Annotated in this window: 11 protein-coding genes and 1 pseudogene; 8 read left to right on the forward strand and 4 right to left on the reverse strand. The window is 41.5% G+C overall.

Translation table 11 applies throughout. The annotated features are described in order from the left end of the window. The first annotated feature begins 144 nt into the window (after positions 1–144). From ACFFRD_RS16800 to ACFFRD_RS16810, 3 genes are all read left to right on the forward strand, one after another. Entirely contained in the window at positions 145–1,656 is a 1,512-nt protein-coding gene (locus ACFFRD_RS16800) for an AAA family ATPase (protein WP_392482423.1), read from the forward strand. A 120-nt stretch (positions 1,657–1,776) separates the two neighbouring features. Beyond that, positions 1,777–2,325: an SH3 domain-containing protein gene (locus ACFFRD_RS16805; RefSeq protein WP_392483089.1), complete on the forward strand. Its 549-nt coding sequence runs from the start codon at positions 1,777–1,779 to the stop codon at positions 2,323–2,325. 186 nt (positions 2,326–2,511) lie between these two features. After that, positions 2,512–3,981: a peptidoglycan-binding protein gene (locus ACFFRD_RS16810; protein ID WP_392482424.1), complete on the forward strand. Its 1,470-nt coding sequence runs from the start codon at positions 2,512–2,514 to the stop codon at positions 3,979–3,981. Here ACFFRD_RS16810 and sbcC read toward each other — a convergent pair. Further along, complete coding sequence (gene sbcC, locus ACFFRD_RS16815; protein ID WP_392482425.1) at positions 3,978–7,004, reverse strand: exonuclease subunit SbcC; 3,027 nt, start codon at positions 7,002–7,004, stop codon at positions 3,978–3,980. The two genes, ACFFRD_RS16810 and sbcC, sit on opposite strands and share 4 nt — an antisense overlap. Positions 7,005–7,426: 422 nt before the next feature. Here sbcC and ACFFRD_RS16820 point away from each other — a divergent pair, with 422 nt between their 5' ends. Then, complete coding sequence (locus tag ACFFRD_RS16820) at positions 7,427–8,431, forward strand: DUF4351 domain-containing protein (RefSeq protein WP_179075113.1); 1,005 nt, start codon at positions 7,427–7,429, stop codon at positions 8,429–8,431. Between the two features lie 66 nt (positions 8,432–8,497). Here ACFFRD_RS16820 and ACFFRD_RS16825 read toward each other — a convergent pair whose 3' ends face one another. Continuing rightward, positions 8,498–10,579: a cation:proton antiporter gene (locus tag ACFFRD_RS16825; protein WP_392482426.1), complete on the reverse strand. Its 2,082-nt coding sequence runs from the start codon at positions 10,577–10,579 to the stop codon at positions 8,498–8,500. A 416-nt stretch (positions 10,580–10,995) separates the two neighbouring features. On the opposite strand from ACFFRD_RS16825, the gene bchM reads away from it, so the two are divergent. The 3 genes from bchM (at position 10,996) to ACFFRD_RS16840 (ending at position 12,889) form a co-directional block, all read left to right on the forward strand. Continuing rightward, positions 10,996–11,682 carry a magnesium protoporphyrin IX methyltransferase gene (gene bchM, locus ACFFRD_RS16830; protein ID WP_392482427.1) on the forward strand — a complete coding sequence of 229 codons (687 nt, stop codon included), beginning with the start codon at positions 10,996–10,998 and terminating at the stop codon, positions 11,680–11,682. A 243-nt stretch (positions 11,683–11,925) separates the two neighbouring features. Continuing rightward, complete coding sequence (locus ACFFRD_RS16835; RefSeq protein ID WP_114081027.1) at positions 11,926–12,414, forward strand: hypothetical protein; 489 nt, start codon at positions 11,926–11,928, stop codon at positions 12,412–12,414. A 94-nt stretch (positions 12,415–12,508) separates the two neighbouring features. After that, positions 12,509–12,889, forward strand: a complete 381-nt coding sequence (locus ACFFRD_RS16840; protein ID WP_114081098.1) for a DUF423 domain-containing protein — start codon at positions 12,509–12,511, stop codon at positions 12,887–12,889. Between the two features lie 189 nt (positions 12,890–13,078). Here the strand turns inward: ACFFRD_RS16840 and ACFFRD_RS16845 are convergent, their stop codons facing one another. Further along, positions 13,079–13,846 (reverse strand): DNA polymerase beta superfamily protein, encoded by a 768-nt coding sequence (locus ACFFRD_RS16845; protein ID WP_392482428.1) that lies wholly within the window; start codon positions 13,844–13,846, stop codon positions 13,079–13,081. Between ACFFRD_RS16845 and egtC the strand changes: the two are divergent. Then, positions 13,845–14,333 (forward strand): annotated as a pseudogene (egtC, locus tag ACFFRD_RS16850) (ergothioneine biosynthesis protein EgtC); the annotation flags it as partial. The gene ACFFRD_RS16845 and the pseudogene egtC overlap by 2 nt on opposite strands. A gap of 258 nt (positions 14,334–14,591) precedes the next feature. On the opposite strand, the gene ACFFRD_RS16855 reads toward egtC, so the two are convergent. Further along, positions 14,592–14,906, reverse strand: coding sequence for a hypothetical protein (locus tag ACFFRD_RS16855; RefSeq protein ID WP_392482429.1), 315 nt, complete (start codon positions 14,904–14,906; stop codon positions 14,592–14,594). Positions 14,907–15,116: the final 210 nt, after the last annotated feature.

Raw genomic sequence — 15,116 nt, forward strand, 5'->3', positions numbered from 1 at the left:
GATCATGCTATCAAAACAGAGTGATCGCACCGACAACTCTGTAAACTTGTGGATAGTAGCCTAGAATTCTTGTTATTAGTTTTTAGTTGTTATAAGCGATACAAAGCTGAACAATGAAAGAAGAACTAATCACAACAGCAAAATATGAACTTCCGTGAAGAGTTTAAACTGCTGCTACGCGCCCGCTACCCTTTGATTTATATTCCCACTTATGAGGAAGAACGGGTAGAAGCAGCTATCCGGGAAGAAGCAACCAACCAGGGTAATCGCCCAGTGTATACCTGGGATTTTGTCGATGGCTATCAGGGAAACCCCAATGATGTGGGGTTTGGGCGACGTAACCCGCTACAAGCTTTAGAATTTATCGAAAAATTACCAGCTTCCGCACCTGCGGTATTGATTCTCCGAGATTATCATCGCTTTTTAGATGATGTAGCGATCGCTCGTAAACTCCGCAATCTGTCCAGACTCCTCAAGTCGCAACCAAAAAATATTGTCCTACTGTCGCCACGCATCGCCATTCCTGACGATTTAACCGAAGTTCTGACAGTCGTCGAGTTTCCCTTACCCGCCGCCGCAGAAATTAAAACTGAGGTAGAACGCTTACTACAAAGTACTGGTAACTCCCTTTCTGGCAAAGTTTTAGATGACTTAGTGCGTTCTTGTCAAGGGCTTTCGATGGAACGGATTCGTCGGGTTTTAGCAAAAGCGATCGCTACCCACGGCGAATTGCAACCAGAAGATGTGGATCTGGTTTTGGAAGAAAAGCGCCAAACTATCCGCCAAACCCAAATCTTGGACTTCTACCCCGCCACTGAGCAAATTTCTGATATCGGTGGACTCGATAACCTCAAAGACTGGCTGATCCGTCGGGGAGGATCATTTACTGATAAGGCCCGACAGTACGGATTACCGCACCCCCGTGGTTTAATGTTGGTGGGTATTCAGGGAACTGGTAAATCGTTGACGGCAAAGGCGATCGCTCATCACTGGCATTTACCCTTACTACGTCTGGATGTGGGCAGGTTATTTGGTGGTTTGGTGGGTGAATCAGAATCTCGAACTCGGCAAATGATCCAAGTAGCTGAAGCCTTAGCCCCCTGTATTTTGTGGATTGATGAAATAGATAAAGCCTTTGCCGGAATTGGTAGCAAAGGTGATGCAGGAACAGCCAGCCGTGTGTTTGGTACTTTTATTAACTGGCTAGCCGAAAAAAGCTCACCCGTTTTTGTCGTTGCCACCGCCAACGACATCCAAGCCCTACCGCCGGAAATGCTGCGTAAAGGGCGATTTGATGAAATTTTCTTTGTGGGATTACCCACCCAAGAAGAGAGAAAAGCTATTTATGATGTTCATTTATCCCGATTGCGCCCCCATAACTTGAAAAGTTATGACATCGAAAGGTTAGCTTATGAAACGCCTGATTTTTCCGGGGCAGAGATTGAGCAAACTTTAATTGAAGCTATGCATATTGGATTTAGCCAAAACCGCGACTTTGCTACTGACGATATTTTAGAAGCCGCCAGTCAAATTATCCCCTTGGCGCGAACTGCTGTAGAGCAAATTCAGCAACTCCAAGAATGGGCGGCGGCTGGGAGAGCGCGTTTAGCATCGAAACACAATCCTTTAAGCGAACGCCTCCGGCGCACTACGTAAACGCATTTGGCAGTAGCTACAATAATTGATTAGTTAATAATTGCTGAGTCAATAGTCAACAGTTAATCATGAATTACTATTGACTATTGACTATTGACCACTGGCGATCGGGTTTTAACTATGTTGTCTGGCTTAACAAAATTTATACTTGGGATTTTCTTAGCGATCGCTGTCCTAATAGGTGGCGGCGCTGCAATTGCACTCTATTTTATGAATCGCACCGGCATACCCCCTGCTAAACCTGTTTATTCCAACGATAGTCCCTCGGTGAAAGCCCAAGCTCCAAAAGGAACTGAGCCTGGAGGAGCTAAACCCAGCCTGACACCTGGGACATCTACTAAATCGTCTCCAAGCTCAAGCCCTACTCCCACAGCATCACCAAAGGCTACCCCATCACCAAAAGCATTGCCATCGGGAGCTTACCGAGGGCGTGTTAGTTGGGCTGAAGGCTTGAGTTTGCGATCGCAACCAAATCTAGAGGCTGAAAAAATTGGTGGGGTTGCTTTTAATCAAAAAATTATTATTTTGGAAGAAAGCGAAGACAAAGGTTGGCAAAAGATCCGTTTGGAAGATAGCGAACAAGAAGGTTGGGTGAAAGCAGGTAATACTGAAAAAGTTGATGAACAAAAGCCTGAAAAACCAGATGATACAGAAAAAACAGAGCAATAAAAATTCCATAAGTAATTTTGTTGCTCTGAAACCGTGATGGCTCTTTTAATTTTTCTCCCTTGTTCAGAGCAGTTCCCCTACCTCCTGCTTCTTCTGAAAAATTACTTGTAAAGAATCATACAAATAACAAACATGACACAGAGAAAACAGTATAATCTTGTATGGTCATAACTTGAAAAAAAGCAAGTGAAAACAGGGGTAAATAGCTATTTAACCAAGCTTGCCTCAGTCTATGAGGCATCTGAAAGCGTCAAGGTTGTTCCTAACGTAGCTAATTTCAAATTTTTGAATTTGAAAAAGTTATCTAGCGGTGCGGCGATGCGTCTTTTGTCTGCGGCAATAATTACGGGGCTTCTGAGTGTCGCAGGGCAAGCTTCAGCACTTCAAAAAATAGGAAGTAATGGGCCGGAAGTTACCAGTAGCCAGAGGTGTTTAAAAAAGTTAGGCTACTTTAATGGCCCAGTGAGTGGCAAGTTTGCTAGTTTGACTCAAAGTGCTGTAATCAGATTCCAGCAAGCTAATAGAATACCTGCTGATGGGGTTGTGGGTATTAATACGCAACAAGCATTACAACGAGCATGTCAAAGTAGGAATACTAGTACTGCATCGCGGTCAAGTGGTCAATATCCCGTTCTCTCTCAAGGCAAAACTGGTGCAGCCGTGACAAGGTTACAACAACGTCTGCGGCAGTTAGGCTACTTGAATGCTACTCCCAATGGGAATTTCGGCCCAATGACTAGAAATGCCGTGATCAAATTGCAGCGAAATTATCGCATAGCTGCTAACGGGATTGTGAATCGACAAACTTGGAATGCACTACTAGGTTCCTCTCCAACTCAAGCTAGATCGTCTAGATCGTCGAGTCTTTCTACTCAACAAGTGAGAGAACTACAAGGGCGCTTGCAGCAGCTAGGTTATTTTAATACTAGTCCTACTGGGAAGATTGGCCCAATAACTAGAGATGCTGTGATCAAATTCCAGCGAAATTATCGTCTACCTGTTGATGGCATTGCCAATGCTCAAGTTTTAGATGCAGTGCGTAGAGTCTCAACTGGTGGATCTATTACTCAACAACCGAGCAGAGATTATCTGACTGTAGGCGATCGCGGAGATAATGTCGCATTAGTTCAAGAGCGTTTATCGCAGTTGGGTTTCTCTAATACCAATCCTGATGGATTTTTCAGTGATTACACTAGAGCATCCGTAATTTCATTCCAGCAAGATTCTCGAATTAATGTTACCGGAAATGTAGATTGGCAAACTTGGCAAGCATTAGGGTTGGATAGCTCAACTAGGGGTAATTATACTGAAGCTAATGGCTCTGTATTACCTGAAACTCGCTATCTAGTACCTGTTAATACTGGCTATGCTACACCTGAAAATAATCGCTATGTATTACCTCCTGCTACTGGCTATGCTGTACCTGGGACTAATGGCAACACATTAGTTGCTAGTAATCCTTATAGAGTAATAATACCAATTTCGAATAACGATACTCTGAGTAAGGTGCAACAATATATACCCAATGCGGTTACAGAGCAATCCCATCTAGGGGATTATGTGAATGCTGGGGCATTTAGCGATCGCGCACAAGCCGAAACCCTAACGAAAATGCTTCGCTCCTATGGTCTGGATGCACGGGTAAAATTCAATTAAATTGACAAACTCAACTGCGAACCTTCTTGAGTTTTATTCACCTCAATCCTGGCTTGGAAAGCTTCTTTGAGGTGGGGCATGTGGGTGACAGTGAGGATGCAGGCGAAATCGGAAGCGATCGCATTAATCGCTGCAATCAAGCGATCGCATCCTTCGGCATCTTGTGTACCAAAACCTTCATCCACAATCAACAATTGCAACGCCGCCCCTGCCCGTTGCGCTAATAATTTCGCCAGTGCCAAACGGATGGCAAAGTTAATTCTAAAGGCTTCTCCACCAGAGTAAGTTTCATAAGATCGCGTTCCTCTAGAATCGGCGATTAAAATATCTAGGGTGTCTATCAGCTTGGCATTTTTCTTAGTTGATTTAGGACTACGCCCAGCTTTTTGAGTAATAAATTGGACATGGAACTGATTACCACTCAGCCGCGAAAGTAGTTGATTTGTCTCAGCTTCCAGTTGTGGTAACACATTCTCAATCATCAGTGCTTGGATACCATTTTTACCAAAAGCCTGCGCTAATTCCTGATAAACACGACATTCCTGCTTGCAAGATTGGAGTTGCTGCTGCTGTTGTTCATACTGAATTTGCAGCGTTTCCAGTTGAAGCGCCAGCTGTTCTAAACGCCCCAACTTGGCTATTTGCTCATCGAGTTGCCGTCTGCGGATTGCTAACTGCTGCTCTAAAGCTTGAATTTGGGCAGACGGGTTAGCTGTTGCTTGTAGTTGCTGGATAATGCTTTCGATTTGTCCGCCAAGTTTTTGCCGTTCCGTTACTCTGGCGCTTCTAGATTCCTCCAACTCTTGCAATCTCGTCTGGAGTTGGGGATACTGCTGCTGGGCTGATAGCAGTTGTTGATACCGCAAATGCCAGGATTGAGCTTGGCGAACAGCTAGACGCAGATTATTGTGCTGCTCGGAACTGTAGCCAATTTCGGTAATGTGACGTTCAAGAGCCGCAATTTGTTTAGCACATTCAGAATTAGTCTGATCCTGCTGGATTCTGACTTGTAATTGAGCAATTTGGGATTGTAATTCTGGTTTTCGGGCTAATAGTTGCGCTTGTCGCTTAGTAGCATCTTTAATCTGCCCTTGTTTAATTTCTGCCCATCGCCACCGCTCAACTTCACTCCGGGCGAGGGCATGGTCTTGTTCATTATAATTAGCTTGTTGCAGATATTGGTCTAACTGGCGGAGTTCAGCTTGCTTATCGGGAGCATAATCACCAGCTTGGAGCGATCGCTCTAAATGTTGCTTTTCCGCAGCAATTTGTTGTAACTGTTGTTGGACATCAGTTGTAGCTTCTAACTGGGCTGCTAACTGTCCCCGTTGTTCGCGTAAACCATCGTAGCCCGCCAATTGTTGAGATATTTCCCGATATTCCTGCCTAAGTACCTGAATTTCTCTGTCAGACACAGCCATTTGTTCTCGGACTACCCAAAACTGCCCTTGGGTATCCTCTAACTCAGTCTGGGTTTTTTCCACCACTCGGCTCCAGTGATGTTCGTCTAAAGGACGCTCACATAATGGACAAAGAGCTTCAGGATTTTGCAGCATTTGTAATTTCTGCTCTAATTCTCCCAATAGCTTTTCATAGTCACGTTGATGAGCTTGCAGACGTTCAATAAAGTGTCGCCTTTCATGCCCTTTTTCCTGGACTCGTTGCAGATAAACCCGCTTTTTATCCAGTTCCTCAATCTGTATTGCCACATCCATTACCGCTTGTTGTAGTTGCGGTTGGCGGTGCTGCTGGCGTTGCAATTGGTTCTCAGTACTTTGGAGTTGTTCGAGTCGCGCGACTAAACCAGCATGAGTGCGATCCAGTTGGCTTTGTAAAGTTGATCGTTGTTGCAACAACGGAGTCACTTGCATTTGCAGTTCATCTAAGCGAGCAACATGGTGACGAGCTGCGGTTAATTGTGCCAAAGCAGCTTCGACTTCACCTGATTTAGTTAGAGTTTGTTGAATATCTCGCTCTTGTTGCTGCAAAGCTTCTAACTGCGCTTGGGCTTGTTGCAGTTGCCGTTCGATTTCGTGAATTTGTTTGGTAAGCTGTTGTTGTTTTTGTTGGCGAGTCTGCCCAGCGCGGGTGTATTCTTCAAATTTGGTAGCAAAGGCTTCTTCTTGAGATTGGAGACTTTGATATTGGGCATACCCAGCTTTAATCTCAGCTTCTTGGTGTAATATTTTTTCTAAATCTGATAGCTGAGAGCCAATAGCTGATTGTTCTTGTTGGAGGCGATCGCAATCTTGAGTAAGATTTTGGTATTGCTGCTTTACAAAACTGAGTTGTTGTTCCCAGTTTTGGCGCTGATGCTGGACAACTTGCAAACTTTGTAATTGAATATTATCAAAGGCTTGCACCTGTTGCAGTTGGTTGAGTTCAGCTTCTAACTCGACTTTTTGCGCTTGGGTTGTCTCGCGTTGTTGCAACTGAATTTTGATCGACTCCAAAGAACGCTCTAACTCTACTGCCCTTGCTTTGAACTGACGAGAAGATTCCTTTGCCCGTTCTTCCAAATCATCGTACTGATTGAGTTTCAATAACTCCGCTAAAATTTCTTTACGTTCTGTCGGGCGTTTGAGCATGAATTCATCGGCACGGCCTTGACGTAAGTAAGCAGAATTAATAAATGTATCGTAATCGAGCTTGATATGTTCTAAAATCAAATCTTGGGTTGCTCTTACCCCTTTGCCAGTAAGTGAGCGAAACCCAGATGGGATTTCTATTTGAAATTCAAGAACGCTAGTACCTCCCCGAATTCGGGTACGAATCACCCGATATTTTTGCTGGTTACTTTGAAAAGTAAAATCAACCCGAACTTCTTTTGCGCCAGAATAGATGACATCATCTTCAGCAGTGGCACGGCTTTCACCCCAAATTGCCCAAGTGATTGCTTCCAGAAGCGAAGATTTACCCGCACCATTGGAACCCGAAATACAAGCCGTATGCAAACCACGAAAATCTAAAGTTGCATCACGGTAACTAAGAAAGTTTTTGAGGATAAGTTGTACTGGGATCATTCACCCTATAGCGCCACATCTACTTTTAATAATTAACAGTACAGATGCACTGTTTGTTAGTTTAGCTATCTAGATATCAGGTTTCTAGTCTTGAAGACATCAATTTTACAAAAATTAATAATAAAATGAGCAAATTTCTCTTGTTGGATGAAAAATTTTTGCTATTTCCGGAGAAAAATGAAACTTCCGTGGAGAGCGATCGTTATTTCTCCCTGTCGTCTGCGGTGAAAACATTATCAGGACTGTGGCGAATTTTCGAAAGACGATGAGCGATCCCACCAAAAACAATTTTAAGCATCAAGTCTCATTTTGACTGATTTACAAGCTAAAGGGAATGTATGCCAAAGACGAACTTCTAACCTGCCTGAAAATATTGGCTGCTCACACCTTACTATTAAGAACATAAATTTACCAATCAACTGATGATCGAGGAACGAGAAAGAGCCGATAACGATTCGCCGTGGAAAGAAATCTTAGAAGCCTACTTTCCCCAAGCAATGCAGTTTTTCTTCCCCCAAACAGCAGCATTAATTAATTGGGAACGTCCCCATGAGTTTCTCGACAAGGAATTTCAACAAATAGCACGGGACGCTGAACTTGGTAGAAGATATGCAGATAAGTTAGTCAAAGTCTGGCAAATTCAAGGAGAGGAAATTTGGCTGTTGATTCATGTCGAAGTTCAGGCCAAATCGGAAGATGACTTTGCTCAAAGGATGTTTTCTTACAACCTGCGAATTTTTGACAAATTTGCTCAACCAGCCATTAGCCTAGCAATTTTGTGTGATGCTGACTCTACTTGGAGACCAAATCAATACAGTTACAATTATCCCGATTGTGGTCTGAATTTTAGATTTGGAACTATCAAACTGCTGGATTATCAACAACAATGGACAGAGTTAGAGAATAGCGATAATCCGTTTGCAACGGTGGTAATGGCACATTTGAAAACCCAGCAAACTAGTAAACAGCCAGGAGAACGGAAAAATTGGAAATTTAGCTTAATTCGGCGACTATATGAACAAGGGCTGCAAGAAAGGGATATTCGCAACCTCTATCGTTTTATCGATTGGGTTATGATTTTACCAAAAGCGTTAGAAGCAGAATTTTGGCAAGAATTTAAGTTATTCGAGCAGGAGCGTACCATGAGTTACATTACTACAGGCGAGCGCATTGGCTACGAGCGAGGAAAGGAAGAAGGAAAACAGGAAGGAAAACAGGAAGGAAAACAGGAAGGAAAACAGGAAGGAAAACGGGAAGGTGAGCAAGCACTTGTCTTACGACAGCTACAAAAACGGGTAGGAGAGTTACCCGACGAAGTTCGGGAACGAATTCAAAGTCTTTCTCTAGAACAGTTGGAAGCACTGGGTGAGGCTTTGTTAGATTTTAGTGCGATCGCTGATTTGCTTAATTGGCTACAAGCTCATTAAACAGTTTAGTGCGTGCGATCGTACCTTTCATTAATTTATGAAGATTAGCCCACACTACTCCCCACATCATGAGTGGGGTTCTCCAAGCAATACAATTGAGCATTTCAATTCTCGAATTAACTGCGTTGTCACTTCGCTGACGGCTAATCCGCCGGCTGTGCGATAACGAACGGAACGCAACACAGCTAAATCAAACGCCTGAGCCTCCCGAATTATCACTCTAGCAATATCATCACCCCTGATTGTTTGGATATTTGTATTCACCTCTAATTGGCTTTTAGAGGTAATATCAGACAATTGAGATACAAAGTTTTCTACTCGAGTCTGAGGTGTTTTGCGATCGCATACGTGTAACAGCACAACTTCAGCCTGATTAACATCAGCTAAAATTTGGGCCAACCTTAAAGCACCGATGGTTTGGCGTGTTAAGTCTCCAACTGGTACAAGAATTCTTTGGATTGTTTTAGGACTGCTCAAGAGGCGTGTTACTGCTACTGGACAGTGAGAAGACCAAAAAACGCTATCAATTACACTACCAAATAAGCGGGCACGCAAACCTGTTGTCCGCGACCAGCCCATAACTACTAAGCTAGCATTTTGTTCTCGACTGGCACGGCTAATTCCCAACGCTGCATCATCATCAATCCGAATTGCTGGCAATACTTCTACCTCAAATTCTTGACTAATTTCTTTAGCTAAATTCAATCTTTCTCGACTTTGACCAAGTGCTGTTACTAATTGCGGATCATCCATCTGAATATGCGCTCTAGTAATAGCCAATGGCACAATTTTTCCAGATTCATGACTAGCCAGTAGTGCTGCCATTTCTATTAGATAGCGCTGGGTTTGAGGGTTGTATATTGGCACTACTACAGTAAATGGATACTGATTTTTTTCTACTTGCTCATCTTCATTATTTTGCCACCAAGTTGTCAAACTATCTGTTTCAAAATCTGTCTGAGAAAGCTGTAGGGAAGGAGCAAATCGTGATGTGATCACTGGGCCTAAAATAGCAGTCACCAGCATGAGGACAATCACACTGTTTAAGACAGCTTCATTGATTAAGCGTTCACCAGCAGGATTTACAGTTTGATAAGCAACCAACGTTGCTGCTAGTGTGGCTGCTACCTGTGGTAGTGACAATGACCACATCGTTAGCAATTCCGCAGTGTTGTAGCGATACAATAATTTGGCTAAAAATGCTGCTATAAATTTGCTGCCAATCAAAGCTATTACAATTACCAGAGTCAGCCAAATTGAACTGAGGGTTTTGATAAATGCAGGGATATTGATCAATAATCCCATGTCCACGAAGAAACAAGGGATAAATAAAACACTACCAATAAACTCGATTTTTTCTTTGACTGGGCTACGCCCCAGAACGTCGTTGACAGCTAAACCTGCTAAAAACGCACCAACAATTTTTTCAACTCCAATTACCTGCGCTCCGACAGATGCCAAAAATAATGCTAGTAATATAAACAAAAACTGGTTACTTTGTTCATCCCCAGAGCGGCGAAAAAACTCTTTTCCTGCCCAGTCAAAGCCAAACAGGACAACAGCAGTGTAAATTGCTAATCCACCCAATAAAATCGCTAAACTCATGGCGGAGAATTGCCCTCCATGAATTCCAACACAAATTGCTAATACTAGCAAAGCACCTGTGTCAGTAAAAATTGTGGCACCAATCGTGACGGTTACAGCTTCATTAGTTACCACTCCCAGACGACTTACAATTGGATATGCTAAGAGAGTATGAGAAGCCAGTAAAGAACCAATGAGGAAGGAGGCATTCCAACCAAAATTGAATAATCTTCCTGTAGCAATGCCAGCAAGAAGTGGAACTAAAAATGTTAAAATACCAAACCCAATTGAGCGATTTCTAGTTTTACGAAACTGCTCTAAGTCAATTTCTAAACCTGCCACAAACATCAAATAAAGCTTGCCGATCTCCGAGAGCAGATTGATAGTTTCAGACTCAGGGTTTAATAACTTTAGTCCATTTTGTCCTAATAATATACCTGCGACTAACAACCCCACTAATCCAGGTAGTCGTAGTTTTTCAAATATCGGCGGTACAGTAAAGATTACTGTTAGGAGAATCGTAAATGCAACGATAGGACTGTCTGTTAACGAGTTCAGTGCCATGTCTAAATAATTAAGATTAAATAGAAAACATACAATAGCTCTAAGAAAATTTACTTAAAACTTTTCTATGATTCAGTTTTATTGGTTACAAAAAGCTAAATCGTTAACAGCATAAATGTTGCGATCGCAATCACGACTCTACCTAAAGAAGGGGTTGTCTACATCTACAGGTTGAAATAAGAATGAAATTTATAGTAAAGAAAAGAATGAATGTTTAAATAGTAGTAAATGGTGTTAATGAGTCATAAAACGGTAATATTTACTCAAATATAGCAGTTCTCGTTTAAATGATTAGAGGCGCACATATTTGTGTCCCTACTTTTCTGCACCATATCTAGAAAAATCTGGAAGACCGTACTTATGAGTTCCTATCAATGATAATTTTAAGCATTGGGAACCCCTAAAAATCAGAGTTTATGAACGCAGCCGACGATAAAACGATTGTTCGTGAGTATTTCAATTCCACAGGGTTTGACCGTTGGAAGCGAATCTACGGCGATGGCGAAGTCAACAAAGTCCAATTAGACATTCGCAATGGACACCAGCAAACCGTAGATACAGTTATCGGCTGGTTAAAGGCTGATAACAATTTACCAGAGCTATCAATCTGCGATGCTGGGTGTGGTGTCGGTAGTCTCAGCATCCCTTTAGCAGTAGATGGAGCCAAAGTCTATGCCACCGATATCTCTGAAAAAATGGTGGAAGAAGGCAAGGATAGAGCAAAGCTTACCTTGGGAAATGAGGAAAATCCCACTTTTGCCGTGCAGGATTTGGAATCGTTGAGCGGTAGCTACCATACCGTTATTTGCTTGGATGTTCTCATTCACTATCCCCAAGAAAAAGCCGATGAGATGATATCTCATCTCTGTTCTTTAGCACAGTCACGGATAATTCTCAGTTTTGCGCCAAAGACCTGTGCCCTGACTATACTCAAGAAAATTGGCAGTTTCTTTCCTGGGCCAAGTAAAGCGACTCGTGCATATTTGCATCGTGAAGCTGATGTGGTGAGAATCTTGGAAAGTAATGGCTTTTCATTGCAACGAAAGGCGATGACGAAGACTCGCTTCTATTTTTCTCGCCTACTAGAAGCTACACGCAAGTAAGATAAATATTATTAGTCTGTCAAATTTAATTTGATAGTTTCGTAGTTTGCACTTAGCGAAGACAGCGCAAACTACGAACAAGCCGTATCTTTCGGTTGTTTCTTGACAGGCTACCACTAGCAAGGTATGCAAGAATTCCCTTACAAAAGCTAAAAAACCATCGCCGGGAGTAGATTTATATAGTAGAACCTTTACGAAAGTCAGGTTAAAATCGCTAGCAAAGTTCAAATTTGAAGTGGAACTATGAAAACTGCTGAAAAATTGGCTGCCGGCTGGCTACTGACATTTGGATTTATGTTTGTAATGCTATCAGCAGCAGAGGTATTTAATAAAACGACTATGGAAAAATCAATCACCCTACCCTTATCCTGGGATGGCTCGATTGAGTTCGTAGCACCAACAGATACCCCTGTAATTGATAATACTGCGGTAGAACGTCTAATTTTTGGTGTTCCCAGCCTAACATTGGGCACATGGTTAGCATTGGGATTATATCGTCAAAGTCGGCAAGAAAAAAAGGCCCTTAATCAACAAGTTAGCGATCGCTTGCAATCGATTTTTTATGGGATGCTACAAGAAAATCATGGGCGTGTAACTGTTTTAGGCTTTGCAATGAAGTCACAACTACCCGCAGCCCATGCTAGGCAGTATTTAGACGAAAAAGCTAAAGAATTCAATGCAAACTTTAAGGTGAACGAAGAAGGGGCAGTATCATATCATTTTGATGTCTAATTGTCATTTGTCAATAGTCCTTTGTTATTTGTCCTTTGTTATTCACCAATGACTAATGACCAATGACTATTTTACCAACTTACGGCTAGGTCTAATGACGCAGATTTTTTTGAGCATAGCTGCCATTTTAGGCGGTTTGTCAGTTGCTGCTGGTGCTTTTGCTTCCCATGCCTTGCGGGAAAAAATTAGTGAGCGATCGCTAGAAATTTTTGAAACTGGCGCTCGTTACCAAATGTATCATGCTCTGGCACTTTTTCTAGTAGCAATACTAATTAGTCGTGCTGAGTCCCCTCAACCCACTCTCATCGCTAGTGGATGGCTGTTTCTCGCTGGCATTGCTATTTTCTCAGGTAGCTTGTATGCCATTAGCTTAACTGGTATTAAGTCCTTGGGAGCGATCGCACCACTAGGTGGGGCAGCCTTTCTCGCTGGTTGGGGTACCTTAGCTTTTGCTGCTTGGAATTTGAAGTTGTAAAAAAGTTAGAAATTAATAGTTAAGGAAATACCAAAAAATAAATTATCCGATATTTGTAGGGTGCTTTTAGTTCACATATCGCGGTGTATTACCTCGTTCTATCTAACGCATCCTACAAATTGGATATTTTTTTAGTTGGAAGTATTGAAAGCAAGAAGAATATTTTCAAACAGGATTTACAAATAAAACTTATTTCCGTAATTTTACATTAGTTCTCAGGCGTACTAGCAAATTATGTAAAGCCGCATTCGCTGAAGGTACTTCAGGTAATAGGCTAGATTCGTATGCTTCCTGCAATTTATGACGCAGACGTTCATATTCTATTTGATGAAAATCTACATTAACATTTGACACAACAGACTTTTCTTTTCCTGCTAGCTTTTGGGTAATTAAATCATGAATATATGGTAAGTTGAAAACCTCATTTAATTTCATTAGATTAGCTTCAACTATACCTGTTTGCATCAAATAAATCCCTGTCAATAAAACTCGATAAACATAAAGTAAAGGCTTTAAGCGATACGTGTGTTCATTTTCAAAAAGCTTCCATTGTGTTGCAGCAAAACCAATATAATGGTAATAATGGTGACGAGTAATGCAACCTTTGGCAATAAATTTTAATTCCTCGGCTTCGGGTGAAGTTGTTAATACTAAAGGTGAGTATAGTTGTTCTAATACGTAGCCATTTTTTTTAAGCAGCATTAAAAAGAATTTTTTGACATCATGAGTTACTAAATCAATTTCTAAAGCTTCGCGAATTTCTGAAACTTCAATAGTTTCATTCCCAGTTTCTAATCCTACAACTTTTTCAACTGGTAAAATATGCACCCCACGCAAGTCATAATCAGAATCAGGTGACGGAAAACCATATAAGTGGGAACCACTAATGATGGCGAATAAAAGCGGGTAAGGCTGTTGCCCAATAATTGTGTTAATAAAAGGTGGAATATTCATCATGTGCCGTTTACTTGCTTACCTTGGTTCGCCTGTTTCTTTAGAGCATCTTTTGTATAAACCAGAACACTCACTCATAGTTCAGGGTTATAAACCCCGCGAAATGACTTCTGGGGTAGTAAATGCAGATGGTTTTGGTGTGGGTTGGTATCATAGCCAAAAAGATATCGAACCATTTACCTACAAAAATACCCTACCTATTTGGAATGATATAAACTTACCCAGTCTCAGCCGTTACGTTGAATCCAAGTGTGTGCTTGCTTATGTCCGCAGTGCTACATCCGAACAAGCCGTAGATTTTGCTAATTGTCAGCCCTTTAAACATCAACAACAGCTATTTATTCACAATGGAAGGATTGAAAATTTCCACAAAACATTACACAGAAAAATCCGCAGCACTTTGACTCAAGATTTTTACGAAAAAATTAATGGTAATACTGACTCTGAACACATTTTTGCATTGTTACTTTCACAAAGTCAAATTAACAAACAAACATATATAGCGGTTCTCAGTTGAGTTCAATATAGACCATAGCCTCAACCTTGTTATGTTGAGGGATAACACTCAAATCTTCTCTTCTTTTAAAAGAGGGAAATGGAAGTGTAGTCAGGGTATATTGCATACAAACGAGAACCGCTATTGATGAGATGCTTCTCACCCCAGCAAAAGAGAACAATTAGAATCTCTGTTGCTGGAGTCATATTTTCACTCAATAAATTTGAACGTCCTGTAAATATTAGCCGTTGATTATTGCTGCATCGAAGGTGTGGGAAAAATTCTGCTGAATATAGGAAGCCGTGGCTTTGGCTTCGTTGCAGCTATATTTGCATTAACAACAGAAGAGTTATTGCTTACCTCAGAGAGAATAGTTGGTTTGTTATTAGTAGAATTGGGAGAATCACTCAATGGAATAGCCAAAGGTGAATTTGAAGATACGGAACTAATATTCTCAGTATTTTGATTGTTGGGCTTTACCGGAGTTTGACCTTGACATGGAGTAATCATCAAAGTCGAAGTTGTTCCTAATGCCAGTATGAGTATATGAGAAAAATATTGTTGCATGGAGATTTGCAAAATGGGTTGGTAAATATTCAAATTTTCAAGGAGTTGTGCTTGCTCCTAGTTATAAATAAACCGTAGCTATAGGATTTAAATCATGGCAATGTTGTCCTATAAAACCTGAGCTTGGGTTTTATAAGTGAATGAATACTAGCACTTACTAGTAAATTAATATCTGAAAAAGCTTAAGCGTACCGAATTAAATACCCTATA

Origin of the sequence: Nostoc sp. C110 (assembly GCF_043099725.1) — a bacterium.
In the GTDB taxonomy this organism is placed as follows: domain Bacteria; phylum Cyanobacteriota; class Cyanobacteriia; order Cyanobacteriales; family Nostocaceae; genus Nostoc; species Nostoc muscorum_A.

What these genes read in the sequence shown, in the direction of transcription:
- ACFFRD_RS16800 (WP_392482423.1), top strand. Translation starts at nt 145, where the DNA reads ATGAACTTCCGTGAAGAGTTTAAACTGCTGCTACGCGCCCGCTACCCT.
- ACFFRD_RS16805 (WP_392483089.1), top strand. Translation starts at nt 1,777, where the DNA reads ATGTTGTCTGGCTTAACAAAATTTATACTTGGGATTTTCTTAGCGATC.
- sbcC (WP_392482425.1), bottom strand. Translation starts at nt 7,004, where the DNA reads ATGATCCCAGTACAACTTATCCTCAAAAACTTTCTTAGTTACCGTGAT.
- ACFFRD_RS16820 (WP_179075113.1), top strand. Translation starts at nt 7,427, where the DNA reads ATGATCGAGGAACGAGAAAGAGCCGATAACGATTCGCCGTGGAAAGAA.
- ACFFRD_RS16825 (WP_392482426.1), bottom strand. Translation starts at nt 10,579, where the DNA reads ATGGCACTGAACTCGTTAACAGACAGTCCTATCGTTGCATTTACGATT.
- bchM (WP_392482427.1), top strand. Translation starts at nt 10,996, where the DNA reads ATGAACGCAGCCGACGATAAAACGATTGTTCGTGAGTATTTCAATTCC.
- ACFFRD_RS16835 (WP_114081027.1), top strand. Translation starts at nt 11,926, where the DNA reads ATGAAAACTGCTGAAAAATTGGCTGCCGGCTGGCTACTGACATTTGGA.
- ACFFRD_RS16840 (WP_114081098.1), top strand. Translation starts at nt 12,509, where the DNA reads ATGACGCAGATTTTTTTGAGCATAGCTGCCATTTTAGGCGGTTTGTCA.
- ACFFRD_RS16845 (WP_392482428.1), bottom strand. Translation starts at nt 13,846, where the DNA reads ATGATGAATATTCCACCTTTTATTAACACAATTATTGGGCAACAGCCT.
- ACFFRD_RS16855 (WP_392482429.1), bottom strand. Translation starts at nt 14,906, where the DNA reads ATGCAACAATATTTTTCTCATATACTCATACTGGCATTAGGAACAACT.